At 63.8% G+C, this 25,691-nt stretch carries 24 protein-coding genes and 1 pseudogene; 14 read left to right on the top strand and 11 right to left on the bottom strand.

All coding sequences use genetic code 11. The features are described from left to right. Nucleotides 1-6: 6 nt before the first annotated feature. Complete coding sequence (locus ACFVHU_RS07815; RefSeq protein ID WP_388023704.1) at nucleotides 7-726, bottom strand: ankyrin repeat domain-containing protein; 720 nt, start codon at nucleotides 724-726, stop codon at nucleotides 7-9. A 243-nt stretch (nucleotides 727-969) separates the two neighbouring features. Here ACFVHU_RS07815 and ACFVHU_RS07820 point away from each other — a divergent pair, with 243 nt between their 5' ends. The 3 genes from ACFVHU_RS07820 to ACFVHU_RS07830 all read left to right on the top strand — a co-directional run bounded on the left by ACFVHU_RS07820 (nucleotide 970) and on the right by ACFVHU_RS07830 (nucleotide 3,404). After that, entirely contained in the window at nucleotides 970-2,079 is a 1,110-nt protein-coding gene (locus ACFVHU_RS07820; RefSeq protein ID WP_388023707.1) for a sensor histidine kinase, read from the top strand. After that, nucleotides 2,076-2,702 (top strand): response regulator, encoded by a 627-nt coding sequence (locus tag ACFVHU_RS07825; RefSeq protein ID WP_388023710.1) that lies wholly within the window; start codon nucleotides 2,076-2,078, stop codon nucleotides 2,700-2,702. The genes ACFVHU_RS07820 and ACFVHU_RS07825 overlap by 4 nt, the downstream gene beginning before the upstream one ends. 153 nt (nucleotides 2,703-2,855) lie before the next feature. Continuing rightward, entirely contained in the window at nucleotides 2,856-3,404 is a 549-nt protein-coding gene (locus tag ACFVHU_RS07830) for a DUF4822 domain-containing protein (RefSeq protein ID WP_388023713.1), read from the top strand. Nucleotides 3,405-3,605: 201 nt separating this feature from the next. On the opposite strand, the gene ACFVHU_RS07835 is transcribed toward ACFVHU_RS07830, so the two are convergent. The 3 genes from ACFVHU_RS07835 to ACFVHU_RS07845 form a co-directional block, all read right to left on the bottom strand. Beyond that, the gene (locus tag ACFVHU_RS07835; RefSeq protein ID WP_388023716.1) at nucleotides 3,606-4,076 is read right to left on the bottom strand and encodes a GNAT family N-acetyltransferase; all 471 of its coding nucleotides are present in this window, start codon (nucleotides 4,074-4,076) and stop codon (nucleotides 3,606-3,608) included. A gap of 70 nt (nucleotides 4,077-4,146) precedes the next feature. Next, entirely contained in the window at nucleotides 4,147-5,511 is a 1,365-nt protein-coding gene (locus ACFVHU_RS07840; RefSeq protein WP_388023718.1) for an MFS transporter, read from the bottom strand. A 163-nt stretch (nucleotides 5,512-5,674) separates the two neighbouring features. Further along, nucleotides 5,675-6,760, bottom strand: coding sequence for a YbdK family carboxylate-amine ligase (locus tag ACFVHU_RS07845; protein ID WP_388023721.1), 1,086 nt, complete (start codon nucleotides 6,758-6,760; stop codon nucleotides 5,675-5,677). 421 nt (nucleotides 6,761-7,181) lie between these two features. Here ACFVHU_RS07845 and ACFVHU_RS07850 point away from each other — a divergent pair, with 421 nt between their 5' ends. Then, on the top strand, nucleotides 7,182-7,976 hold the full coding sequence (locus tag ACFVHU_RS07850) for a YsnF/AvaK domain-containing protein (protein WP_388023724.1): 795 nt from the start codon (nucleotides 7,182-7,184) through the stop codon (nucleotides 7,974-7,976). A 241-nt stretch (nucleotides 7,977-8,217) separates the two neighbouring features. Beyond that, the gene (locus tag ACFVHU_RS07855; RefSeq protein ID WP_105658756.1) at nucleotides 8,218-8,685 is read left to right on the top strand and encodes a DUF4383 domain-containing protein; all 468 of its coding nucleotides are present in this window, start codon (nucleotides 8,218-8,220) and stop codon (nucleotides 8,683-8,685) included. Between the two features lie 153 nt (nucleotides 8,686-8,838). Here the strand turns inward: ACFVHU_RS07855 and ACFVHU_RS07860 are convergent. The 5 genes and pseudogenes from ACFVHU_RS07860 to ACFVHU_RS07880 form a co-directional block, all read right to left on the bottom strand. Next, nucleotides 8,839-9,021, bottom strand: a pseudogene (locus ACFVHU_RS07860) (DUF4193 family protein); the annotation flags it as partial. A gap of 285 nt (nucleotides 9,022-9,306) precedes the next feature. Then, nucleotides 9,307-9,861 (bottom strand): type 1 glutamine amidotransferase domain-containing protein, encoded by a 555-nt coding sequence (locus tag ACFVHU_RS07865; protein ID WP_388023727.1) that lies wholly within the window; start codon nucleotides 9,859-9,861, stop codon nucleotides 9,307-9,309. 189 nt (nucleotides 9,862-10,050) lie between these two features. After that, on the bottom strand, nucleotides 10,051-11,580 hold the full coding sequence (locus ACFVHU_RS07870; protein ID WP_332499253.1) for a tripartite tricarboxylate transporter permease: 1,530 nt from the start codon (nucleotides 11,578-11,580) through the stop codon (nucleotides 10,051-10,053). After that, entirely contained in the window at nucleotides 11,581-12,147 is a 567-nt protein-coding gene (locus tag ACFVHU_RS07875; protein WP_332728656.1) for a tripartite tricarboxylate transporter TctB family protein, read from the bottom strand. Then, nucleotides 12,144-13,130, bottom strand: coding sequence for a tripartite tricarboxylate transporter substrate-binding protein (locus ACFVHU_RS07880; protein ID WP_332489379.1), 987 nt, complete (start codon nucleotides 13,128-13,130; stop codon nucleotides 12,144-12,146). Before ACFVHU_RS07880 ends, ACFVHU_RS07875 begins: the two co-directional genes overlap by 4 nt. A gap of 155 nt (nucleotides 13,131-13,285) precedes the next feature. Between ACFVHU_RS07880 and ACFVHU_RS07885 the strand changes: the two genes are divergently transcribed. The 4 genes from ACFVHU_RS07885 (at nucleotide 13,286) to ACFVHU_RS07900 (ending at nucleotide 17,993) form a co-directional block, all read left to right on the top strand. Further along, the gene (locus ACFVHU_RS07885; RefSeq protein ID WP_388023732.1) at nucleotides 13,286-14,923 is read left to right on the top strand and encodes an ATP-binding protein; all 1,638 of its coding nucleotides are present in this window, start codon (nucleotides 13,286-13,288) and stop codon (nucleotides 14,921-14,923) included. Beyond that, complete coding sequence (locus tag ACFVHU_RS07890) at nucleotides 14,916-15,680, top strand: response regulator (RefSeq protein ID WP_388023735.1); 765 nt, start codon at nucleotides 14,916-14,918, stop codon at nucleotides 15,678-15,680. Before ACFVHU_RS07885 ends, ACFVHU_RS07890 begins: the two co-directional genes overlap by 8 nt. A gap of 95 nt (nucleotides 15,681-15,775) precedes the next feature. Continuing rightward, nucleotides 15,776-17,263 (top strand): FAD-dependent tricarballylate dehydrogenase TcuA, encoded by a 1,488-nt coding sequence (gene tcuA / locus ACFVHU_RS07895; protein ID WP_388023738.1) that lies wholly within the window; start codon nucleotides 15,776-15,778, stop codon nucleotides 17,261-17,263. Between the two features lie 88 nt (nucleotides 17,264-17,351). Next, a complete protein-coding gene (locus tag ACFVHU_RS07900) occupies nucleotides 17,352-17,993 on the top strand; it encodes a GntR family transcriptional regulator (RefSeq protein ID WP_332499244.1) in 642 nt (213 codons plus the stop codon). Between the two features lie 382 nt (nucleotides 17,994-18,375). Here the strand turns inward: ACFVHU_RS07900 and ACFVHU_RS07905 are convergent, their stop codons facing one another. Then, nucleotides 18,376-19,515, bottom strand: a complete 1,140-nt coding sequence (locus ACFVHU_RS07905) for an alpha-D-ribose 1-methylphosphonate 5-triphosphate diphosphatase (protein WP_332489319.1) — start codon at nucleotides 19,513-19,515, stop codon at nucleotides 18,376-18,378. Further along, nucleotides 19,509-20,225, bottom strand: a complete 717-nt coding sequence (locus tag ACFVHU_RS07910; protein ID WP_332489318.1) for a GntR family transcriptional regulator — start codon at nucleotides 20,223-20,225, stop codon at nucleotides 19,509-19,511. Before ACFVHU_RS07910 ends, ACFVHU_RS07905 begins: the two co-directional genes overlap by 7 nt. A gap of 180 nt (nucleotides 20,226-20,405) precedes the next feature. On the opposite strand from ACFVHU_RS07910, the gene ACFVHU_RS07915 reads away from it, so the two are divergent. From ACFVHU_RS07915 to ACFVHU_RS07935, 5 genes are read left to right on the top strand one after another with little or no spacing between them, the layout of a single operon-like run. After that, nucleotides 20,406-21,359, top strand: coding sequence for a phosphate/phosphite/phosphonate ABC transporter substrate-binding protein (locus ACFVHU_RS07915; protein ID WP_332489317.1), 954 nt, complete (start codon nucleotides 20,406-20,408; stop codon nucleotides 21,357-21,359). Nucleotides 21,360-21,400: 41 nt separating this feature from the next. Next, nucleotides 21,401-22,180, top strand: coding sequence for a phosphonate ABC transporter ATP-binding protein (phnC, locus tag ACFVHU_RS07920; RefSeq protein ID WP_332489316.1), 780 nt, complete (start codon nucleotides 21,401-21,403; stop codon nucleotides 22,178-22,180). Further along, on the top strand, nucleotides 22,177-23,844 hold the full coding sequence (gene phnE, locus ACFVHU_RS07925; protein WP_388023744.1) for a phosphonate ABC transporter, permease protein PhnE: 1,668 nt from the start codon (nucleotides 22,177-22,179) through the stop codon (nucleotides 23,842-23,844). Before phnC ends, phnE begins: the two co-directional genes overlap by 4 nt. Next, nucleotides 23,820-24,893, top strand: coding sequence for a zinc-binding dehydrogenase (locus ACFVHU_RS07930; RefSeq protein ID WP_388023747.1), 1,074 nt, complete (start codon nucleotides 23,820-23,822; stop codon nucleotides 24,891-24,893). Before phnE ends, ACFVHU_RS07930 begins: the two co-directional genes overlap by 25 nt. A gap of 28 nt (nucleotides 24,894-24,921) precedes the next feature. Further along, nucleotides 24,922-25,608 carry a phosphonatase-like hydrolase gene (locus ACFVHU_RS07935; protein WP_332489313.1) on the top strand — a complete coding sequence of 229 codons (687 nt, stop codon included), beginning with the start codon at nucleotides 24,922-24,924 and terminating at the stop codon, nucleotides 25,606-25,608. Nucleotides 25,609-25,691 lie beyond the last annotated feature (83 nt).

Genomic DNA, 25,691 nt, shown 5'->3' on the forward strand with positions numbered 1-25,691 from the left:
CCGGATCTACCCGTGGGATTCGATGACCTCGGCCAGCTCTTCGAAGCCGAGGCGTTTCGCATTCTCCAGCGCCGTGCGCCCCTGCGGGTCAGTGATGTCCGGGTCCGCGCCGGCCTCCAGCAGCAGCCGGACGACTTCTTGCTGTTCTTCTCCCCCGTCGTTGAGCAGCACCGCTTCCTGCATCGCCGTCCAGCCCGGGTCATTGACGTGATCCACCGGAACCCCCGCCTCGATGAGCATCTTCACCGTTTCGACATGCCCGTGTTCGCTGGCCGGGATCAGCGCCGTCCCGCCAAAGCGGTTCAGGCTCTTGACGTCCGCCCCATTCTCCAGCGTGAGCTCCAGGATCTCGTTGAATCCCTCGGCCCCGGCATAGAGAAAGGCCGAATCCTCAAGATCATCCTTGGCATTGACGTCCCCTCCTGCGGAAATCAGTTCCCGCACCAATTCCACGTCATTGTCTTTGGCCGCGCGGATCAGCCGCTGATCCAGTTCATCCTGCTCCTCGTCGGAGAGACTCGTTTCCGGTGCCGTGGCTTCTGGCGCTGCGGGGCCGGTGCTGATCGGTGCAGGAGTAGCCGTGGGTTCCGCTTCGGGCGCTGCCATGGAGCACCCGGCGAGAATAGCCAAGCCCGCAAGCGGCAGTGCGCCGATGGCCACGACTCTTCTTCCAGAGCCAATAGCCCTGATCTGCGTGGCAGTTGACGGGTCCTGGTTCTTGTTCATGAATACTCCTTGCTGGGGATCTCCCGTAGTCCGGAAAACTGGCTTCTTTCCATCATCTTGCACTACGGCTGTTGCGGGCATCCTCCGATAGGCAATGAAAACCATCCAAAAGGCGGAGCACAACACCGGCCCCAGGTTCTACGATGGGGAAAGCATCATCACCACGACAAAGGTCCTCCCATTTCTACCGATACCGCTGCCCCGAATTCCCTGCTGGCGCCACGGGCCGACATCGACACCCTGGTGCATATCGGCTTTGCCGTGCTCATGCTCACCGCGCTCATCCGCTACGTCTTACGCCATGACCCGGTGGAGAACCTCTGGATCATGGTGCTCGCCGGGGTGGTCTGCGCCCTCTATCTGGTCACCGCATTCCTGGTGAACCGGGGAATGGGCCAGGGCCGGTGGGTCATCATTCTGGTAGCGACGTCCTCGGTTCTGGTGCTCCTCGCACCGAGTTTCGCCTGGTGCTCCTTCGGGCTCTTCTTCCTGTGCCGTAGGACGCTGCGCGGATTGGCCGGGTACCTGGCCGGCGGGCTGGCCATCCTGGCCGCGGCGGTGAGCTGGTTCAGGTTCAGCGACGACAAGGACATCGTGATGCTGCTCGGGCCCATCGCCATCGGCGCAATGCTGACCCTGATCTTCGACAGGATGGAACGGGACGCGGCGGAGCAGCGCCGGCTGAACCAGGAGATCTCCAGTGCGCAATCGCAGCTCGCGGCCAGCGAGCGCCGCGCCGGGATCATCACCGAACGGGCACGGGTCTCCCGGGAAATCCATGACACGGTGACCCAGGGCTTGGCCAGCAGCCTGCTGCTGCTCGAAGCGGCCAACCGGAATTGGCCTGCAGCGGCCTCGCAGGATGAAGTCCGCCAGGCCAGCGAATTGCTCAGGCAGAACCTCATGGAAACCAGGCGGCTGGTCCATGACCTGGCTTCGCCTGCCACGGATGCCGGTCCGCTGCCCGAGGTGCTCCGCGAAGCCGCTGCCGCCTACCTCGCGGATCTCCAGCTTCATGTCGTGGGCACCGAGCGACCGGTATCCCCCGAGGTCCGCCATGCCCTGCTGCGCGTGGTGCAAAGCGCCGCCGCCAATGTGAAACTGCATTCCGGGGCGGAGCAGGCCACCGTCACCATCGGTTTCCTCCAGGACACCGTCACCTTGGACATCCATGACAACGGTCGGGGCTTCACCCCGGAAAAGCTCCAGGCCCCCTCCCAGTCCGGCGGCTACGGGCTGCGCGCCATGAGGCAGCGCGTGGAGCAACTAGGAGGGGAATTCTCGGTAGAAAGCGCCCCGGGTTCCGGAACCATCATCGCCGCGCAGATCCCCAGCGAGGAGAACATCTCATGACAACAATTTCGGTGCTTCTGGTCGATGACCATCTCGTGGTCCGCAGCGGGCTGAAAGCGCTGCTCGATACGCAGCCGGATATCGAGGTCATCGCCGAGGCCGGCTCCGGCGAGGCCGCACTGCGGATCCTTGAAAATCTTTCCCCCGGTGTCGTGGTCATGGATCTGGCGATGGGCGCGGGCATGGACGGCATCGACGCGATCAAGGAAATCCACCAGCGCAACTCCAAGCAGGCGGTGCTGGTGTTCACCACATACGATTCGGATGCGGATATCGTGCGGGCCGTGGATGCCGGCGCCATGGGATACCTGCTCAAGGATGCCGCCCCTGAGGAGATCTTCAGCGCCGTGCGCGGGGCCTCCAACGGAAAGAGCGTGATGAGCGCCCCGGTGGCCTCCAAGCTCTTCCGCAGACTGCGCAACCCCGACGAGGCACTGACTCCACGCGAGGCGGAATTGCTCAGCCTGCTGGTCGAGGGGCTTGGCAACAAGGAGCTGAGCCAGCGGCTGTTCATCTCGGAAGCTACGGTCAAGACCCACCTGGCCCATATCTATGCCAAGCTGGGCGTGGAAACACGCGTCGAGGCGATCACCACCGCCCTCCGCCGGGAAGGCATGCGCTAGGTGCCGCAAGGCGCTGGAAGACTCATCCACCAGGCCGCCAGTCCCAGCTTGATGGCCGATGTCTTTGCTGGCTTGAAACGACAAGATTGATTTATCACCAAGCCCCGTCCGGGCCTTAGTGGACATCATCTTTTGTGAATCGAGGAAGAACCCATGAAGAAGCACATCAACATCTCCAAGCTGCTCATGTCGCTGGGCGGCGCATCCCTGGCTATCGGGCTGCTGGCAGGCTGCACCGCCGGCGCCGAAGCCGGGCAGGCCAACGCAGGCAGCACCGCCGAAGCCACGCAGGGCGCATCAGCAGCCACCGGCACCATGACCCCGTCCGAGATCCTGTCCTCCACCGCCTGGGAAACCACCGGTGCCACGGATGCCCAAGGCGAAGCAGTGGAGCTCTCCGACAAGGATGTCAGCAACTTCGTGGGCAACGCCTACTTCCGCGCCGATGGCACCTTCTACATGTACAACCTGGATGACTCTCCCAAGATGCAGGGCGATTGGACCGTCAGCGACGATGGCAAGACCCGCAGCATCGTCGCCAAGGATGACGCTGGCAAGGTGCTGTTCACCCGCGATTCGCAGATCGTCACGCTCACCGGCGAAGAATTCACCTACCGCGTCTTCCCAGATCCTGAAAAGACCGATGTCTACTTCGATATCATCCACACCCCGACCAGCCACCCCGAGCCAGCTGTCTCCTGACGATCATATTAAGCAATCCATCAGCCCACCACTGCTAGGAACCCTCCGGAAGTGGCGGGCTGATGGATAGTCGGCAAGCAAGTTAGATTCAGCCAGTCCTCGCCAGCGCTCCAGCCTTGCCCGGAATCGACCGAATTTGGTGTCCTTCATGGCCTTTGGCCCAACGGGCACAAGAAGTCCTGGCAGTGCCCTGCCCAAGAGCTAGTTCAGTTCGAGGATCCGGGTCATGTAGATGCTGTTGGGGTCCTCCAGATAGGAACCGAAGGGCTGGCATTGCTGGAAGCCGTGCTTTCGGTACAGCGAGCGTGCAGGTGCGAAGAACTCCATCGCTCCCGTTTCAAGGGATATGCGCGATAGCTTGCGCTGCGCGGCATCCTCCAGAGCATGGAACAGCAACCGGGAAGCGACGCCTTGCCCGCGGAAGTCCGGGTCCGTCCGCATGCTCTTGAGCTCCTCGTGGCCCGGCTCCAGTACCGCCAACGCGCAAGTTCCCACTATGCGATGATCCTTCTGCGCTGTCCAGAGCCGGACGGTTGGCTGGCGTAGCGCAGCCAAGTCCAAGGCATGCTGGGACTCCAGTGGCGACTGCGGTGCCATGTCAGCAAGGTGGGCTTCGAGGAAGGCTCCCAGGGAGGGATCCTCGAAGTCTGCGGGTTCAATGGACAACGTCATGAGCGACAAGATATCAGCAGTTTGTATCGCAGATGTTACGGGCAGCTAGTTGCCCGTTCACCGCCACTGCTCACAAATGCTCGGGCCCGGCTTCTTCTGTGTGGCCTCCCGATTCTCCGGTTGCGCCCTCCTGCGGATACAAATCAGCTCCGGTGCGATCCTTCAAGGTCAGGGTGGCGATCAGCGAAGCGCCCACCCAGATGAACAGATAGGTCGAGACCGCCACGGTGGTATTGAACTGGCCCACCAGCGCTGCGGCAATGGTCGGGGCGAACGCGCCACCGACCACCGAGCCCAGGGCGTAGCTGATCGAGGAACCGCTCAGGCGGATGCGGGCCGGGAACAGCTCGGCATACAGCGCCGGCAACGGTCCGTAGGAGAAACCCATGAAAGCGCCGAAGACCACCAGGGACACGGTGACCCAGGCCAAATTCCGGGTTTCGATCAGCAAGAACAGCGGGAAGAGCCAGGCCAGCAGCAGCACCCAGCCGATGATGAACATCTTCTTGCGGCCAATGCGGTCCGAGACCACGCCGCCGATCCAGGTGGAGATCAGCCAGGCCAGCGAGCCGATGGTGATGATATTCAGGATGTCGCCAGCCTGCAGTTCCAGCTTGTTCGTTGCATAGCCCAGGATGAAGCCGCCGGTGAGCATGTACCCGGCAGTGTTGTTGCCCATGAATACCAGCGTCGCCTGGATGACCTTCTTGGGGTGCTTGCTGAACAGCGTGGACAGCGGGGCCGACTCGGTCTGCTTGGTCCGGGCCATTTCCTCGAAGACCGGGGATTCCTCCACGCGCTGGCGGATGTAGTAGCCGATGAGGATCAGCACGAAGCTGAGCAGGAACGGGATGCGCCAGCCCCAGGCCATGAACTGCTCCGGGGAGAGAACGGCGGCGATAATGGCGCTGACTGCGGAGGCCAGCAGCATGCCGGCCGGGACGCCGAGCTGCGGGAAGGCACCGAATTTGCCGCGCGCATGATCCGGCGCGTGCTCCACTGCCATCAATGCCGCACCGCCCCACTCGCCGCCGGCGGAGAAGCCCTGGACGATGCGCAGGAAGATCAAGAGAATCGGAGCCCAGATGCCGATGCTCGCATAGGTGGGCAGCAAGCCCACCAATGTGGTGCCGACGCCCATCAGCACCAGGGTGATGATCAGCACCGCGCGGCGGCCGTACTTGTCACCCACCCGGCCCATCACGATGGCGCCCAACGGGCGGAAGAGGAAGCTGATGCCGACGGTAGCGAAAGCGATGATGGAGCCCAGCGACGCTTCGGCGGGAGTGAAGAATTGCGGGGCCAGGACCAGGGCCGCCGCGTTGGCGTAGATGAAGTAGTCATACCACTCCACGGTGGTGCCCACCATGGTCGCTCCCGCGACGCGTTTCTGCTCCTTGGTCATGCGCCCGGGTACTGCAGCTGGAGTGCTCATGATTCCCCCTCGATGTTGCGAGTATGCAGGAATCACTTTCCTCCGTCCCAGCACCCCCGTACTGGCCGTTCATGCAGGATCGACTCCCTGCCTTGATAGTAGGCCTCTGCCGAACCCGCTACAAGCGGTATTTCTCCATGCGCGTTACTCCTGCGAAAACCTGTCAGGCTTGCGCGAACAGCTTGGCAGCATCAGCCACGACCTGCTTCGCCCCGCCCTGGTTCCAGCTCTCGAGTTGGCGCGTGGCACCATTGCCGAGATTCGCGAGCGAGTCGAGGTAATCGGCCACGAACTGTTCATCGCCATTGCGCTGCAAGTGCCGGCCCGCGTAATCGAGCACCCGCTGGATCATGGCCTTGGCAGGCACGGGAGTCCTGGCTTCGCTATCGAAATAGGTGCCTTCCACTCCCGACTTCGCCGCCTGCCACAGGCCCAGGTCGAGAACTTCGGACGCTGCCGTGCTGGCAGGGCTGTCCGTTTCCGAAGCGGTATCCACAATGGCCCGGATGAGCAAAGCCAAGGCCACGGATTCGCCGGCTGCCATCTGCGTGTCCGCCGCGCGGACTTCAATGGTCGGATGGTTCACCGACAAGCGGGCAAACCAGCCGATATGCCCCGGATCAAGCAGCGCCCCGGAGGTGATCATGTCCTCAATGCGCTGCTGGTATTCCTGCGCTGTCGCAAAAGCCGGCGGGATGCCTGCCGCAGACCATCTGCGGTAGTGCACCGTCCGCCACGAGGCGAAGCCGGTCGGCTCCCCGTTCCAGATCGGAGAGTTCGCGCCCATTCCTGCAATCAGCGGCAACCAGCCGCGCAAGGCATTCAGCGCCCGGACTCCGGCGGCGGCATCCGGGACATGCACATGGATGTGCAGTCCGTTGATGAAATGCTCGCGGGCGATCCCCGGGACGAACTCGTGGATGGTTGCGTAGCGCTGGCCCTTGGTGAACTCCGTAGTGCTCGGAAGCCCCAGCGCCGTTCCCGAAGCAAGCGGAAGCACCTGGTGTTCGCGGCAGATCCGCTCAATGGCGGCGCGCCGCAGCACCAGCGCTTCCACGGCTTCTTGCGCAGAGGTGCAGATTCCGGTGACGATTTCCAGCTGGCTGGCCAGAAGTTCGCGGTGGACCGTGGTGCCCTGCAGTTCGAGGCCAAGCAGCTGGGCGCTGAGCTCATCGGCCATCGGCACCGGGGCGGCAGTTTCCGGATCCACGAGGAAGAATTCCTCTTCGATCCCAAAGGTCCTGGTCATGGATGCTGGTTCGCCTTCCCTGTACAGCAATACGAACTGAACATTAGACGGCAGCTGGCCCCGACGGCCGTTCCCCGGCAGGAAACCCAGCGATTTTCCAGCTTCGCAGCAGCTGCGGAAGCAGCTGCTCGCAGTCACCCATTCACCCACCTCGCCCTACGCCCGATAGCTGTCCCGGGCACCTGCTGACCGCTTTTCACAGCTGCTACTGAGCTTGCGGCCATGCAAGCACAAGCCCGAGTGCAAGGGCTTGCAAAGTGTGCCACGCTCTAATCACCGCGGCTTGTCAATGCACTGCAAGAAGCCAAGCTGCGGGCCGTCACGCCCACTTGGAGGCGCAGCTTCAGCCGGCCGGCCACTGGCCAGCCGGACTGGAATTACTGGATTGATCCGAAGTCGAACGCAGCAGGAGGACAGACCCATGATCAGCACAGAACAACTTCAGGAACTCAGCGCAATTGGCGGCACCGTCATTGGCCCCGACGGCCAGAAGATCGGCAAATTCGGCCAGATTTTCCTTGACGACCGCAGCGGGCAGCCAGAATGGGCGACCGTCCGCACGGGCCTCTTCGGCCTCTCCGAGAGCTTCGTTCCGCTCAGCCAGGCAACGGTCGCCGGCGATACGCTCTCGGTGCCCTATGGCAAGCAGACCGTCAAGGACGCCCCGAACATCGATCCGGAGGGCCAGCTCACCCCAGAGCAGGAGCAGGAGCTCTACCACTACTACAGCCTGTCCTACCAGGAAGCGGACCAGACCTCCGTGCAGCCCGGCGTCCCGGAGACCGATGCCCGTGCCGAGTATTCGCGGGAAGACGTGCGTGATCCGGTGGACGGCACTTCCCAGGCCTCTGCCATCCGTTCCGAGGAGCGCCTGCATGTGGGAACCGAAAGCGTGGAAACCGGCAAGGTGCGCCTGCGCAAGCACGTGGTCACCGAGGATGTGGCCACCACCGTGCCGGTGAGCCATGAGGAAGTGCGGCTTGAGCGCGAGCCCATCACGGATGCCGAAGCCGCTGGCACCAGCGGAGAACCGGTTGAAGACGAGCAGGAGGTGACCTTGCATGAGGAACGCCCCGTCGTGGAGAAGACTGTTGAGCCAGTTGAACGGGTCAGCCTGGAAAAGGAAACAGTCATCGAGGAAGAGCGCCTCGAAGCGCAGTTGCGCAAGGAGCAGGTACAGGCCGAGGGCTGGGAAGGCGGCCGGCAAACCCGCTAGCGCTGGCGCGCTGGCTTTGCGCAGGAGCTGAACCTGCACGCAGCGGTGATCGGGGCGGAATCCGGCGGGTGCCGGGTTCCGCCCCGATCCGCGCACCACCGATTCTGGACGTTCCCTAGGTACTGGAAGATTCCCGTGCCATCCAGCCGGCAATCCCCTAGCGTGGCTAGCATGACGGCGGCCAGCATGCCTGGCCAACGTTTCCTTCCGATCGCAACAGCCAGAATGAAGGAGCAAGATCATGGAACATCCAAAAGATCCTGTCATAGCAACACGTCCGCTGGTGCAAAAGGCCGCCCTGGCGGTCGGCATCGTGTTCTTCCTGGTCGGTGTCCTCGGATTCATTCCGGGAATCACCACCAATTACGAGTCTCTCTCTGGTGCCGGCCATCACTCTGAAGCCAAGCTGCTGGGCATCTTCCAGGTCTCGTACCTGCACAATGCCGTGCATCTGCTCTTCGGTGTTGCCGGCTACCTGATGGCGCGAACCGTGCCTGCTGCCCGCAGCTACCTCATTGGCGGCGGAATCATCTACCTGGCCCTGTGGGTCTACGGGCTAGTCATTGATTTCGACAGCGCCGCCAACTTCATCCCGCTGAACGATGCCGATAACTGGCTGCATCTGGGACTCGGTGCGCTCATGATCATCTTGGGATTGCTCCTCTCCCGCAAGGCGACCGGACAGCATCGGGACCCGCACGCGGCTTGACCAGATGCTCAATTGCTGAGGCGGGCACCCTGGCATGCCGGGGTGCCCGCTCTGTCCATGCAGTCCATGGCAAAGTCCTCAGCGTCATCGCCATGCCCAATTCCTTGGAACGCCTAGATGGCCGAACGCCGGGAACCTGGGAATCCCAGGAATCTAGGCGAGTTCGCTGGCGCAGTCGCGGCAGATGACGCCTAGGCCAGTCTTCTGCACGGCTTGGCTGCGATGGCGGATAGTGAAGCAACTGGCGCAGTGGAACTCATCCGCTGCTTGCGGGAGGACTTCAACGCTCAGCTCTTCCTCGACGATGGCGCCAGGGAGCTCCACGCCATCGGAAAGGTCGGTTTCTTCAAGCTAGGCCACAACGCTCTTCGCGTCGGGGGCATCGGCTTGTTGCACGTCCTTGAACGTCTTCTCGGACGCCGCGGCGAAATCCGGACGAACCTCGTCATAATCTGCAGCCATGTTCCTGCCTCCACAGGTGGGAGAATACGCGACAACCACAGCGTGGTGGCGTGCCCTTCGATCGCCAAAGCCCTGGAAGGCGGGCTCCGGTCCAGCGCAGCGAAGCCGCCGTCCGGAAGGCTGGCTTCGACGGCGGCTTGGCCGGCTGGCGGCCAATTGCTAGGAGCTGAGCTCCGCGGCAATGGCGCTGTTGAACGCATCGAGGTCGCCTGGATTGCGCGAGGTAATCAGCACGAAGCCGTTAGCCGGGCAGCGGAAAACCTGTTCGTCCTTCCAGGTGCCGCCGGCATTGACGACATCGGTCTTGATCGAGGTGTACGAGGTCAAGGTCTTGCCCTTGGCCAATCCGGTTTCCACCAGCAGCCATGGCCCATGGCAGATGGAAGCGATCGGCCGGCCAGAACCGGCAAAGGACTTGGCAATGCGCTGGGCATCGGCATCCAAGCGGAGGTTGTCGGCATTCAGCGTTCCGCCGGGGATCAGCAGCAGGTCGAAATCCTGTTCGTTCACTGCCGCCAGCGCTTCACTGGCTTCGAAGACCTCCCCCAAATCCCAATCGCCGACCAGCGACTTGACCTGGCCGGCCTCCGGGGCCGCGATCACCACCTCCGCACCGGCTTGGCGCAAGTGCTCCACCGGCTTCTTCAGCTCATCCTGCTCGACTCCGCGGTTGGAAACTGCCGCAAGAACTTTCTTGCCTGCTACGTCTGGCATATTCATGCTCCTTTCATCGTCCACAGCCCACTGTGCTCTGGGCAGCTACCGCAGGCAAGCCGCAGTCAGGAAGCATCCAGCCGCCGGCTTCGGATCGGGCTTTCGCCGTGCTGCCATGCGCCTTGAACGCGCGCAGCAGGCCTTGCCGCGGTAGAGGCGGCAAGGCCTGCTGTGCTGGGAAGGAGATGATCAGGCGTTGATCAGCTCGGCATCTTCCTTGGCCTTCTTGCTAGCACGCACGTGCTTGTAGGCGGTGAACGCCAGCGTCAATGCGAGGATCGAGTACAGGGTAATCGTGATTCCGCTGGAAACCAGGATGCTCGCATCGCCTTCCGAGACGGTTAGTGCACGGCGCAGCTCGGTTTCGGCCAGCGGGCCGAGGATCACTGCAATCAGTACCGGAGCCAAGGGGATCTCGTAGCGACGCATCACGAATCCAACCAGTCCTACACCCAGCAGGATCCACAGATCCAGCAGCGCGGCGCTGATGGCGTAGACGCCGAGGACCGAGAGCACGGTAATGCCTGCGTACAGGTAGTGGCGCGGGACCAGCAGCAGCTTGGCCCACAGCACCGCGAACTGCATGTTCATGACCAGCAGGATCACCAGTCCGATGAACAGCGAGGCCAGCAGGGTCCACACCATAGGGCCGCTGCGTTCGAACAGCAGCGGGCCTGGCTGCATGCCGTACTGCTGGAAGGCGGCGATCATGATGGCCGCGGTAGCGCTGGTGGGCAGGCCCAGGGCCAGCAAGGCGCCCATGGCGGTGCCAGCGGTGGCATTGCCAGCGGCTTCCGGAGCAGCCACGCCTCGGATGGAACCGATCTGGCCGAATTCGATATCGCCGCGGCGCTTGGCCAGGCGCTTTTCGGTGCCGTAGGCCAGGAAGGTCGGCACCTCGGAACCGCCAGCAGGGATGATGCCGAAAGGCAGGCCGAAAGCGGTACCGCGCAGCCATGCCGGCAGGGCCTTCTTGATGTCGTGGCGGTGCAGGCGCGGACGGCCGCTTGGCTTGATTTTCACGGCTTCCGGGTCGCGGTGGATGCGCGAGGCAATGTGCAGCACTTCGCCCAGGGCCAGCAGGCCCACGGTGATCACCACAATGGAGATGCCGTCAAAGAGCTGCGGCAGGCCCAGGGTGTAGCGGATGGTTCCCGAAGGGCCATCCACCCCGACCATGGCCAAGACCAAACCGATGCCCAGGGCCACCAGGCCCTTGACGATCGAATCGGAGACTACCGAGGAGATTGCAAGGAAGGCGAAGACTGCCAGCGCGAAGTATTCAGCCGGACCGAAAGCGGTGGCCAGCTTGACCAGGGTCGGGGCGAAGAACACCACGACGGTGGTGGCCAGCAGGCCGCCAATGAAGGCGCCCATGGCCGCAGTTGCCAGGGCCTTGGCGGCCAGGCCGCTGCGGGCCATCCGGTGGCCTTCGAAGGTCGAGGCGATCGCCGAGGAATTGCCCGGCGTATTGAGCAGGATGCCGGAGGTGGAGTCGCCGAACAGCCCGCCGTAGTAGACGCCAGCGAACATGATGAACGCGGCGGTGGGATCCAGCGAGAAGGTAATAGGCAGCAGCAGCGCCACGGCCATCGCCGAGCCCAGGCCGGGCAGCACGCCTACGGCGGTGCCCAGCAGGGCACCAAGCAGCACCCACAGCAAGTTCATTGGGGTCAGTGCGTTTGAGAATCCCTCAAGCAGCAGATTGAGCTGTTCCATCTAGAGCAGTCCTTCCAGGAATCCCGCAGGCAGGTTCAATCCCAGTCCGGCGTTGAAAGCCAACTGGATCACGCAGGAGAAGAGCAGTGCAATGCTCACGTCGAATAGCGCCTTCTTGCTGCCCAGTGCGCGGGCAACGACCCAGAACAGGGCTGCCGCGCTGAGGATCCAGCCGGCGTAGGGCAGGATCAGGATGAAGCCGATGACGCCGGCAACCACCATGCCCATGGTCTTCCAGTCCGACTGGGTCTTGTACTGCTTTTCTTCCGCGGCTGGCGCGGCTGCGCCGCCACGCGGGGAGCGGAAAATCTGGATGGTGTGGGCGATGACCACACCGTAGAGCAGCACGCACACAATGGTCGGGAAGAACTGCGGGCCGGGGACCGACTTGCCCAGTACCTCCATGGTGGCGGTCTGCCAAGTCAGGAAGACCGCCAGGGCCAGTACCAGAGCCGGGACGATCAGTTCGCTGCGCCCGCTGAAGAAGTTCTGGGCAGGGGCGGCGTTACGGCGGGTGCCGGTGCCGTTGCCGGTGCCTTCTGTTGCTTGGGGTGCTTGAATGCTCATAGTCCCAGTCCCTTGACGATTTGTTCCGTGACTTCGATTTCGCTGTCCACGTAGTCTTCGAATTCCTTGCCGATCATGAAGCTATCGGTCCAGTTATTGCGCTCCAGCGCATCTTTCCACTGCTCGGATTCATGGATTTCGTGGACCATGTCCACGAAGACCTGCTTGTCCTCTTCGGTGATGCCCGGGGCACCGACGAAGCCGCGCCAGTTGGCCATGACCGCGTCAACTCCCTGTTCCTTGAAGGTCGGGACGTCGACCCCCGGCAGCCGTTCTTCGGAGGAGATGGCCAGCGCCCGCAGGTTTCCGGCTTCGATCTGGTCAGCTACTTCGTTATAGCCGGACATGCCGCCAACGGTGGTGCCTGCCAGCATCGAGGTCAGTGCCTCGCCGCCGCCGGAGTACGCGATGTAGTTGGCCTTGGACGGGTCGATGCCCACTTCCTGGGCCACCGCACCGGTGAGCAGGTGGTCGATCGAACCCAGCGAACCGCCGGCAATCGAGGTTTTCCCCGGGTCCTTCTTCCAGGCCGCGATGAACTCGTCCAGGGTCTTGATCTCGGACTTGGCCGGCACTACCAGCACCGCGTAGTCATCAGACATGCGCGCGATCAGCTCCACGTCCTTCATGGTGGCTTCGGAGTTGGCCAGCTCGATTGCGCCGATCATCACCCCGCCGGTGGCCATGAGCATGTCGTGGCGCCCGGTCATCTGCACGAATTGGCTCAAGCCGATGGTGCCGCCAGCTCCGGGGATGTTCGTGACCTGCACGTTGTTCACTGCGCCGATGGACTTCAGTGCCTGCTGGGCTTCACGGGCGAAGCCGTCCCAGCCGCCGCCGGGCGAGGCAGGGGCCATGATGACCAACTTGTTCCGCGCCGAGGACTCTCCGCCCGACGCTGCCGCGTTGGTGAATGCGAGTCCCGCTACCGCCACGACGACAACGCCGTACAGGGACCGGCTCAAGATGCGTTTGCTCACCATTTTCCGTAACCTCATTGTTAGTGATTCACCTCACCGATTCCCGGTGCGGCCTTTCCCAGTGTGCAGTCAAAGTGAGCCGAAACACACCGGGAATGCGGTTCTGGTCATAACGGGCAATTAAGAAAATAAAAACAACGGGAGCAAGCGGGTCCACCATGCAATGGATAAAGAACAGCCAGCGCTTCCGCGTTCGCATCCTGTTCCTGCAATTAGCCATCGTGCTGATCACGCTGCTGGCAGTTTCGGTGATCGTGATGCGCTTCGAGATCAACCGGGTGGAGGACAGCGCTTTCAGCCGCGTCGCCCTGGTGGCCGAGGAAACGGCCCAGCTGGCCCCGATTGGCCACGCGCTGGCAAAAGATCCCGACAACGCAGCCGAAGTCGTCGCCCCGCTGGCCCACCTGGCCGAATCGGCATCCGGAGTGGACTATGTGACCATTGCCGATCTGAACGGCATCCGCGTGGCCCACCCCGATCCCGGGTCCATCGGCCAGCCGGTTTCCTCGGATCACGAATCCATCCGCAACGGCGAAACCTTCAGAGGTGTGGAGGAAGGCCCCCTGGGCGTCACCCTGCGGGTGAAGCAACCGGTCTTCGATGAGGGGAAGATCGTTGGCACCATCTCCGTGGGCATCCTGCAAAGCAAGGTGCGCGCCAGCCTGGTTGATATCGTCTGGGCATTCGCGCCGTGGATTATCCTGGCCGTGGCCATCGGCTCCCTGGCGGCCGCGCTGGTGGAACGGGCCATCCGCAGGATCTACCGGGTTGATCCCGAAGAGGTGGATTCGCTGAAGCAGGCGCAGCAGGCCGTGCTCTACGGAGTCAGCGACGGCGTGCTGGGCGTGGATGGCAACGGCCGGCTCACCTTGGTCAACGGCGAAGCGCGCCGGTTGCTGGATCTTCCCGAAGACACTGTGGGCCAGCAAGCCGAAGAGGTCCTGGACCAGAGCCTGGTGGACCTGCTGCGCAGCGACTCCCCCGAGGCCGAATCGGTGCAGAACGTGCTTTCCGGAGAACGGGTGCTGATTGCCACCCGCCGCGAGGCGATGCTGGGTCCCAAGCACTATGGACGCACCCTGACCTTGACCGACCATACCGAGCTGGAAGAGACCTTGCGCGAGTTGCGCGGCCAGAGGTCCTTGGCCGATACACTGCGCGCCCAGGCCCACGAATTCACCAACCGCTTGCACCTGCTCTCGGGGCTGATGTCCATCGGCGAATACGAAGAAGCCAAGGAGCATATCCAGCGTTTCTCCGGCGCTCGCGGCGAGCATCCGGAAACGCATCTGGGCGACCCCACCCTGTCAGCGCTCTTCGTTGCCAAGCAGGCCGTGGCCAGCGAAGCCGGGGTCCGGCTGGAACTGCACCCGTTCTCCGCAGTGGTGCCCGGAACCGTAATTGACGACGATGCCATCACCGTCGCCGCGAACCTGCTGGCCAACGCCATCGAGGCCGCCGGCGATGGCGGCGTGGTGTCATTGCACTTGAACGCCGGGCCCACCGGCGTGCGCATCGCGGTCAGCGATTCCGGCCCGGGCATCAAGGAAGGCGAGGCGGCCCGCCTGGTGCAGCTTGGCTACAGCAGCAAGACCGGCGCGCCGGGCGCAGTCCACGGACGGGGCATCGGCCTGGCCCTGGTCGACCGCATCCGGACCCGGCGCGGTGGCGTGCTGAAGTTCGGGTCCAGCGATCTGGGCGGAGCCGAGGTCATCGTCGCCTGGCCTCCGTCGAAGCCACCTATGGTTAAGCAGAGCATTCCCGTTCCCGCGCAAGGAGATTACTTCAATGATTAAGACACTCGTGGTCGATGACGACTTCGCAGTGGCCGGGCTACATCGCCGCTACCTGCAGGGCATGGAGCATTTTGAAGTGGTCGGCGTGCTGGAGCGCGGTTCCGGCGTGGTTCCCTTTGTGCAATCCGGGCAGGTGGATCTGGTCTTGCTCGATGTGCACCTGCCGGATCTGACCGGGCTGGAAGTATTGGCCCAGCTGCGCGCAGCTGGGTCCGACGCGCACGTCATCATGATTACCGCCAACAATGAACGCGATGCGGTGCGCCAAGCAGTGGGCCACGGCGTCGAGGATTACCTGGTCAAGCCCTTCACCGTGGACGAGTTCAAGCAGCGTCTGGCGCTCTATGCCCAGCGCGTTTCGGAGCAGCCCGGAGCGGTGGCGCAGCCAGAGGAGCAGATCGACGAGCTGGGCCAGGCCGAGATCGACCAGCTGCTCCAGGCCGCCAGTGGACGAGGGGATGCCAAGATCCCCGAAGTCCTCGAACTGGCACCCGGGGCCGTCACCGGCGCCCAGACCGAGCGTTTGCCCAAGGGCTTCACCGCGCCCACCATGGCACTGGTCGGAGAAGCCTTGCGCAGCGCACCTGGCCAGCCGGATGGCACCTTGTCTTCCTTGGAGGTTGCCGAAATTTGCGGGATCTCCCGGGTCAGTGCCCGGCGCTACCTGGACTTCCTGGTCACGGCGGGCAAGGCCCAGCTGCGTCCGCGCTACGGTTCGGCAGGCCGTCCCGAGCACCGGTATTCGTGGGTCGGCTAAACTTCCTGCACTCCACTGGCTTTTAATGCACATTAGTGTATACACTAATTTCGGATCCACGTTTTCCCACGTCTTCATTTCCGAAAGGTCATCCCATGACAACCCATGCTCAGGAAACCGCTGCCAACGTCGCAGACGTCATCGTGGTCGGCGGCGGCAACGCTGCCTTCACCGCAGCGCACGCGGCAGTGACCCGCGGCCGCAAGGTACTGCTCCTGGAGAAGGCACCCCGCGACCAGTTCGGTGGCAACAGCTACTACACCGCAGGCGCAACCCGCATCGCGCACAACGGCCTGGAAGACCTGCAGGACCTGGTCGAATTCGATGAGCGCCACCCGCTCTCCGAAGTTCCGCCCTACTCCGAGGCCGACTACGCCGGCGACATCGCCAAGGTAACCGAAGGCCGCAACGACAAGGAAATGACCGAAGTCCTGGTCAAGGAAGCAGCACCCGGCCTGCGCTGGCTCAAATCCCTGGGCCTGAAGTACCGGCTGATGTACGAACGCCAGACCTACAAGACCCCCGAGGGCGGCTACCTGTTCTGGGGCGGCCTGCATGTGGGCAACGTCGACGGCGGCGAAGGCCTGATGAAGGACCACCTGGAAGTAGCCCGGAAGCTGGGCACCGAAGTCCGTTTCGAGCAGGACGTCTACGGCCTGATCGTGGAAGAGGGCAAAGTGGTGGGCGTCAAGGTCCGCGCCAACGGCGAAGAGCAGGAACTGCGCGCCGAGTCGGTCATCCTCGGCGCCGGCGGCTTCGAATCCAGCCCGCAATGGCGCCAGGAGCACCTGGGCGAAGGCTGGCAGAACGCCAAGGTCCGCGGCACCCCATTCAACAATGGCGAGATGCTGGCCGCCGGCCTGGAAATCGGCGCCGCCAAGGGCGGGGACTGGAGCACCTGCCACTCGGTCCAATGGGACGCGCTGACCCCGAAGAACGAATCCAACCGCGAGCTGACCAACCGCCTGACCCGCCAGTCCTACCCGTTGGGGATCATCGTGAACAACCGCGGCGAGCGCTTCCTGGATGAGGGCGCGGATTTCCGCAACCTGACCTACGCCAAGTACGGCAAGGTGATCCTGCAGCAGCCGGACTCCATCGCCTACCAGGTCTTCGACGCTTCGCTGCGTCCGATGCTGCGCGCCGAAGAGTACGAGATGCCGGAGATCTCCGAGGTCATCGCCGACACCGTTGAGGAATTGGCGCAGAAGATCGGCGTGGATCCAGCGGCGCTATCCAAGACCGTCTCGGAATTCAATGCTTCCATCGACACCTCCATCGCCTACGACCCGAACGTGCTCGATGGGCGCGCCGCGAAGGTAACTCCGCCTAAGAGCAACTGGGCCAACCCGCTTGAGACCGGCCCGTTCTACGCCTACCCGGTCACCTGCGGCATCACCTTCACCTTCGGCGGCCTGAAGGGCAACACCGACGGCCAGGTGCTGGACGAGAACGGCGAGATCATCCAAGGCCTGTACGTCTGCGGCGAAATGCTCGGCGGCCTGTTCTCGGCCAACTACCCGGGCGGTTCCGGCCTGGCTGCCGGTGTGGTCTTCGGCCGGCGTGCCGGTAACCTTGCCTAAGTACTAAATCCCCTTGTTCCGCCAGTACGCCTGTACTGGCGGAACAATGGTTTTACCCGCCATCCAGCCTTAGACGAGAATGGGGATCATGGCCAAGCTCGATTCGGATTCAATCCATGCCCAGCTCAAGGACGACTTGCTGCAAGGCGCATTCCAGCCCGGGGATGCCCTGCGCGAGGTCGCCCTGGCAGAACGCTTTGGAGTTTCCCGCACCCCGGTGCGCGAAGCCCTGACCCGCCTGCTGCATGAAGGGCTGCTGGAGCGCCGCGCCCGCGGTCTTTTCGTCAAGGAAATCGACCCCGAACAGATCATGCAGGTCTACGACCTGCGCATCCTGCTCGAAGGCCAGGCCGCCCAGGAAGCCGCCTCGGTGCGCACCGAAGTGGACCTGATGCGGCTGCAGGCCCTGGTTGACCGGGACCGCGCACTGTCCGAACCAGATGACGCCACCCGCTTGGCCACCAACATCGAGTTCCACCGCGCGCTCTGGCGCGCCGCGCACAACCCGGTGCTGGAGGATCTGCTGGAGCGCCTGGCCACCCACCAGATCCATGCCCCTACATCCACGCTCTCGGTCGGCTCGCGGTGGACCGAAGCGCTGGAGGAGCACCAGCGCATCGTGGAGAACATCCGCGAGCGCGACAGCGCCAAAGCCAGCGGACTCATCCAGGCGCACATGGCCACCGCCAAGGCGCTGCGCTTGAAGATGTTCGCCAGCCTGATGCATTAGCGTCGGGCCCACGGCAGCCGGTTCCTAGACCCCGGCTCGCCCATTGGCAAGGACAAGCAATGAAATTCAGCGCGCTCCAGAGCATGCACGTCGCATCAGGGATTTGCGCACTTGTCGCTCCCCGCATGACCCGCAATCCCGGGGAGAATGGCGGATTCGTCGAGTTGCTGCAATATCAGCCGTCTCAAGCGGACTGGCAGGCTGTCCAGGAGACCGGGCACCTTTGTCCCTCCGGGACCACCCAACTCGACAAGCACCGGATACCAACGGCATTGAAGGCTGACCGAGCCGAGAACGCAGCGGGCTCCGAACCAACCGACTGGCCCTGACTTTCCCCGGCTTCCAACGTCCGGGGTACTGCGGTGCGTCCTGGCTGCCCTGATTATTGTGCGCTCAGGGTACGCATCACTCGGGGACGCTCGTTCACCTCCGCACAGAGCACCAGATCGGCGCGGTACCCCGCAGCCACCACACCCCGGTCATCGAGTCCAGCGGCTCGGGCCGGATTCTCAGAGATCAGGCGCATGGCATCGAAAGGTGCCAGCAGCCCCGTCTGCGCCAAGGCATAGGTGGCCATCAGCATGCTCGATGGCAAGTAATCCGAAGCCAAGATGCCCAACGCCCCGGCCTGGGCCAAGTCGATGGCTGCCACGTTTCCCGAGTGGGATTTGCCGAGCAGAATATTCGGCGCCCCGGCCACGGTCGCAATCCCCTGCTGGGTGGCATGGACAGCAGCTTCGAGCGTTGTCGGGAATTCGGCGATCACCGCATTGCGCGCAACCAGCGCATCAATTTCCGCCGGCGTCACCGGGTCATGGCCCATCAGGCGGATCTCACCGTCTCCGGCGGCCTCGCCCAGCCACGCCAAGGTTTCCTCCTTGAACGGAAGCTGCTGGTCACGCTCGGCCACCAACTGGTCAACGTGCGCTGCTGCCCGCTGCGGATCCATGTGCTGCGCCTCGCGCAACCAGCGTTCCATCACCGTGCGATCGCGGTATTGGCCTTGTCCTGGGGTGTGGTCTTCATAGGAAACCAGCGGAACCTGATCAGGCTCCAGCACCCGGCGCAGCATCCCCACGCCCTCGCGGCAGCGCACATCCAGCCGATGCAGCACCCGATGGTCCATCCGCGGGTTCGCGTAGCCGCTGATGGCCTCATGGATTTCCGGGGCGTTGGGCGAGCCAATGGGCAAGCCGACCGGAGACTTCGCTTGGAAGGACACCGCATGGAATGCGGTGGTCACGCCGGCAGCCAGCAGATTCCCCTCGGCGGCCTGCATGGCGATGTCCACCGGAAGCCGGGCGCCGGGGCGGGGGCGGTATTCGCGCGACAAGGCGTCGCTATGCAGATCAACGATTCCGGGCAGGCACAGCTGTCCGCGTCCGTCGATATCCGCACCCAATCCCGAGCGGTGATCGCGGATTTCCTCGATCCTGCCATTGACCACGCTGATCAGCTGATCTTCCAGCACTCCGTGCTCGGAGAGCAGGCGCACATGGCCCAGGGTGTAGCTTTCTACCATTTGCCCACCTCCGTCACCACGTCGAAGACGTCCGGCTTCAGGTAGCTTTCCACATACTCCAACCGTGCACCGCTGCCTGCGCAGCTCACGAGGCCCTTGAGCAGGATCTGCGGAGGGCGTCCGCGCAGCTTCAGCACGGCACAGATTTCTTCGGGTGGGGACGACAGCCGGCTCTGGCTCCATTGGCGCACCGGCTGGTAGTTGTAATGCCTGCGCAGGACCGTGTCCAGGGATTCATCGGCCTCCAGCACCGAGGCAAGCTTGGGCACGCGCGCGGCCGGCAGCACCGAGGTGGCCGTGCTGACGGCGGCCCCGTCAATGAAGCGCACCCGGTTGAGCACCGCCACCTGCGCGTTGGCCGGCAGGGCCAGGATTTCGCGTTCCGTGGCGTTCGCCGGGCGGGTGAAGGGCTTGGCGTTCTCGGTGCGCGGCTCTCCCCCTGCCGCGCGCACGGTCTTGGTGAAGGACGGGGCGATCTCCGGCCCGATGCGGTATTCATAGCGGCGGGTGCGGAAGGAGCCGCTGCCCTTGATCCGGCGGATCAGCCAACGGCGTTCCAGCTCGTCCAATGCTGCCCTAATGGTCTGCCGATTCACCCCAAAACGGCTGCCCAGATCGTGTTCGGAGGGCAACGGAAGATGCGGTGGCAGGTCCTGGTACTGTTCCATGATCTGTTGGGACAGCTTAAGATAGGTGGCTTCTGTCGACATGACATAAGGGTAGCGCAGAATTCTCGAAATTCCTTATGAATCCGGGGAATAAACCTTAGGTGAACATTGCCCAAACTAGGCCGATCTGTCTAGACAAATATCTTCTGGAGCCAGCATGCTGGAAAAGAAAGATCAGCCATGCTTCGCCCTAACCACTCTTCCCGGAACAGGTACATACCCATGAAACGCAAACTCGCACTTGCCGCCACCGCCCTTCTGGCCGCCACCACCTTGGCCGCCTGCGCCCCGGCAGAATCCGCCACAACCGAATCGGGCTTCCCCGCCGAAATCGTCATCGGCGCCATCCCCAATGAGAACTCCGCCGACCTCACCGGAACCTACGAGCCGCTGATCCAGATGCTGGAAGCCGAAACCGGCGCCGAAGTGAAACTGCAGCAGGCCAGCGACTACGCGGGCATAGTCGAGGGGCTGATCGCAGACCGCGTGGATATCGCCTTTCTGGGCCCCTTCTCCTATGTCATTGCCACTACCAACGAGGCTGACATCAAGCCATTGGGCGCATTGGCTGGCAAGAAGGGCGAAGCCTCCGGCTACTACTCGCTGGGCATCACCCAGGGCGGCAACGACGAAGTCACCTCCCTTGCGGACTTCGCCGGCAAGGACACCTGCTTCGTGGATCCCGGTTCCACCTCCGGCTTCCTCTACCCATCGGCCGGCCTGATTGAAGAAGGCGTGATCGCCAGCGGCAAGGAATCGGATGTCAGCGCCGCGCTCAAGCCGATCTACGCCGGCGGCCACGACGCCTCGGCGCTGGCCGTGAAGAACGGCGACTGCGAAGTCGGCTTCTCCATGCAGTCAATGATTGAAGAAACCCTGCCCGGCTCCGGAGAACTGGCCGAGGGAGACCTGAAATCGGTCTGGACCTCGGAAATGATCCCTGGCTCGGTCTTCGCCGTGCGCAACTCGCTGGGCGAGGAAACCACCGCCAAGCTCACCGAGCTGTTCACCGAGAAGGCCAACGCCGACTACTTCGAATCCCAGGGCTACTGCAACGATGAGGATTGCCTGATCACCGGCGAGCATGCCTGGGGCGTTGTTCCGGCCACCGACAAGGACTATGACGGCATCCGCAGCGTCTGCACCTCGACCAAGTCCGAGAAGTGCCAGTCATGAGCCTCGTCCAATCCCCTGCGCAAACTTTAGGAACGGGCACCATGGCAGCTGACAACACCGCAATCCGCACTACTGCCCTAGCCAAGAGCTTCGGCGACGCCCCTGCGTTGAAGGGTGTTGACCTGAGCATCGCCAAGGGCGAATTGACTGTGCTGCTGGGCCTGTCCGGCTCAGGCAAGTCCACCTTGCTGCGCTGCCTGAATGGATTGCACTCGATTACCTCCGGTGAAGCCACTGTGCTGGGCACCGAGCTGCACAAGGCCCCAGCCCGCAAGCTGCGCGCCCTGCGTGCCAAGGTCGGGTTCATCTTCCAGCACTTCAACCTGGTGGGCCGCCTGACCTGCCTGGAAAATGTGCTGATCGGTGCCGCCGGGCGCATCCGCGGGCCGCGCTACGGGCTTCTGAGCTATTCCAAGTCCCATCGCCGCGAAGCACTGGGCTACCTGGAGCGCGTCGGTTTGGGCGAACTGGCTTTCCAACGCGCTGATTCCCTTTCCGGCGGCCAGCAGCAGCGCGTTGCCATTGCCCGCGCCCTGATGCAGAAGCCAGAGGTCATCCTGGCCGATGAACCGGTGGCCTCGCTTGATCCGCAGAACTCGGCCAACGTCATGGATCTGCTTTTCCAAGTCTGCCTGGAAAACAAGATCACCGTGGTGTGCACCTTGCACCAGGTAGATCTCGCACTGCAGTGGGCAGACCGCATTATCGGACTGCGCAACGGCGAAAAGGTGCTGGATGCCCGGGCTTCGGAACTGGATAAGGACCGTGTGCTTGAGATCTACCAGCAGCTGGAACCTACCGGGCAGGCCGCGGCACGATGACCTTGAAGACCTCACCGCATCCTCCGGCATCAACCACGCGGGCCGAGCGCCCGGAAGGCGAAGTGCGACTGCCGCGCGCCGGCCGCGAGAAGATCACCTTCTGGATACTGCTAGCAGCGCTCATCCCGCTGACTTTGGCCAGCGCCCGGATGATCGAGTTCGACGTGGCGGCCTTGGGCGGCGGCTTCGGCGATGTGCTGAACCTGTTGGGCCGCATGCTCCCACCGGAGCTCAGCGACCCTCCTCGCATCAGCGAACTGCTGCTGGAAACCCTGATGATGGCGTTGCTGGGCACCGTACTGGCCACCGCCATCTCCATTCCGCTGGCCTTCCTGGCTGCCTCGAATACTTCCCCGCACCCAGCGGTGCAGCGTGCCGCACGAGGGGTCATCACCCTGTGCCGAGCCATCCCGGACCTGGTCTTCGCGGTGCTGTTCGTCCGCGCTTTGGGCATCGGCGTGCTGCCGGGCATCCTGGCCCTGGGCCTGCACTCGGTAGGCATGATGGCCAAGCTCTTCGCCGATGCCATCGAGGCCACGGATGCCGGGCCGCGCGAAGCGGTACGCGCCACCGGGGCCTCCCGCCTGGGCGAACTGCTCATGGGCGTGCTTCCGCAGGTCATCCCGGCCTGGCTGGGCACCTTCATCTACCGGGTGGACATCAACCTGCGCACCTCGGTAGTGCTCGGCTTCGTCGGCGCCGGAGGCATCGGCTTCGCCCTGCAGGATGCCTTGCGCGGGCTGATGTACGAAAGCGCCATGGGCATCGTGCTGATCATCCTGCTGGTTATCGCCGGCATGGAAATCCTCTCCGTGCTGCTGCGCCGGACCCTGCTGAACCCGCCGGACACCGGTCCGGCGCCGAAGCTGCCGGCCGCCGATTCCGCCCTGCTGGGCCCGATGACCGGCGAGCGCTCCACCCGCCTGCTGGCCGGGCTGCTGGTCCTGGCCGCCACCTGCTATTCCTTCATCCACCTGCGGATCAACCCGCTGGCCCCGTTCTTGCAGTTCAAAGAACTGCTGTCAGTGTTCGGCAAGCTGCTGCCGCCCTCCGTCGAAGGGATGGAGGAGCTGCTGTTCACCGCGGTGCTCGAAACCCTGGCCATTGGAGTGGTTTCCACGGTGGCCGGGGCGCTGCTGGCCATTCCAGTTGGCATCCTGGCCGCTTCCAATGTCGCGCCGTCGCGCGCGCTCTATGCGCTCAGCCGCGGGCTGATTCTGGTCGTGCGCGCGATCCCGGAATTGATCCTCGCGGTAGTCTTCGTGGCCGCCATCGGCCTCGGCCCGATGGCCGGAGCCATGGCGCTGGCCGTGGGAACCATCGGTTTCCTCGGCAAGCTGGTGGCGGATTCCATCGAGGAGATCTCCGCCGGCCCGCTGGAAGCAGTCCGGGCCGTGGGCGGCGGCTGGTGGGACCAGCTGCTGGGCGCGGTGATCCCGCAGGCCCTGCCGCAACTGGTCGGCCATTGGATGTACATGCTGGATGTCAACATCCGCACCTCAACGGTGCTGGGCATCGTGGGCGCCGGCGGCATCGGCTTCCTGCTCATGGAATCGGTCCGCACCCTGAACTTCAACGTGGCCGGCACGATCATCCTGATCATCTTCGTGCTGGTCTTCCTCATCGAAAGGCTCTCCGCATGGATGCGCAAGCTACTCGCCTGAAAACCACGGCCCAGCTATGGGTGGGCGGGCAGGAATTCGAATCCCGCGAATTCGATCTTCCAGAACTGACCGGTTCGCAGTCCATCGCCCGGATCGATCTGGCGACCGTGTGCGGCTCCGATGTCCATACGGTCACCGGCCGTCGATCAGGGGCGTGCCCCTCGATCCTGGGCCACGAGGCAGTGGGCACCTTGGTGGCAATCGGCCCTAACGGAGCCCGGGACGCCTTGGGCAGGGACCTGTCCGTCGGCGACCGGGTCATCTGGAGCGTCACCGTGTCCTGCGGCGCCTGCGACCGGTGCCTGGCCGGGCGCAGCGCCAAATGCCGCACCCTGCTCAAGACCGGGCACGAAGCCCTGGATGGGCCGTGGGGAATATCCGGCGGCTACGCCTCGCATATCCACCTGCCCGAAGGGATCACGCTGGTAGCGGTGCCCGATGAGTTGTCGGATGCGGCGGCGGCCCCCGCAGCTTGCGCCACGGCCACCGTCATGGCGGTGCTGGAAGCAGCCGGCGATGTGAGCGGGCAACGCGTACTGGTCAGCGGGGCAGGAATGCTCGGATTGGTAGCGTGCGCGGCGGCCCGCCAGCGCGGTGCGGCCAGCGTCGTGGCCAGCGACATCAATCCCGAACGCCTGGAACTGGCCCGGGCCTTCGGGGCCACGGACACCCTGCAGTCTCCCGGCAAGCCGCAGCCCAGCAGCTTCGACGTGGCGGTGGACCTGTCCGGAGCGCAGCCTGCGCTGGCCGCGGCACTGGATGCCCTGGACGTCGGCGGGCGCTTGGTCGTAGCCGGTTCGGTCTCCCCCGGCCCCGCCTTGTGCGTGGATCCCGAACGCGTGGTCCGCTTCCTGCTGGGCATCACCGGCGTGCACAACTACGAGCCACGTCACCTGCAGCAGGCCATTGCCTTCCTGATGGCAACGCGGGATCTCTACGACTGGGATTCCCTGGTCGCCGCGCCGCGCCCGGCCCGCGAGCTGGCGCACCTCATGGCCCCGCCGCAGGGCAGGATCCTGCGCAACTCCATCACTTTCAACAGCAATTAATGAACCAGAATCCGAGAGCAGGAGCATCATGATCAAACTAGTCGTCCTCGATATGGCAGGGACCACTGTGAATGAGCACGGGGACGTGTACCGCGCATTGGAAAGTTCGGTCACCGCCGCCGGCGCCACCGTGCATGCCCAGGACCTGCAAGCCTGGATGGGCGTGGACAAGACCGAGGCCATCGCCGCGTTGCTGGAGCTGGGCGGGATCAGCCCGGATCCGTCCCTGGTGGCCCGCCAATTCGACCTCTTCCGGCAGCTGTTGGCGCAGGCCTACGCCGAGAATCCTCCAGAGGCCCTGCCGGGAGTGGACGCCGCGCTGGCCGAACTCAGATCCCGGGGCGTCAAGATCGCTTTGAGCACCGGCTTCTCCAGCGATGTGGCCGCTCCGATCCTGGATACCCTGGGTTGGGGAATCGGCGAGGGAGAACTGCTCGATGCCGTGGTGACCAGCGATATGGTGGCCGCTGGACGCCCGGCGCCTTACATGATCCATCGGGCCATGGAAGCCACCGGCATCCATGATGTCCGGACCGTGCTCGCCGGGGGCGACACGGTGGTGGATGTCCTGGCCGCGCGCCATGCCGGAGTACGCGTCCTTGGAGTGCTCACCGGAGCCTTGGAACGCGGAGATTTCGCGGAACACTACCACGATTGGATCCTGGACAGTGTTGCGCAACTGCCCGCGGTGCTGGAAGACGAGGCCCTGGTTTAGCAGTCCGCAGCACCCGGCTGGTGCCGCAGTTCCCCAGGTAGCTGCGGCACCAGCTTTGGCTCGGCAACCGCATCGACGGACCC

Source organism: Glutamicibacter sp. NPDC127525 (assembly GCF_042672105.1).
In the GTDB taxonomy this organism is placed as follows: Bacteria; Actinomycetota; Actinomycetes; order Actinomycetales; family Micrococcaceae; genus Glutamicibacter.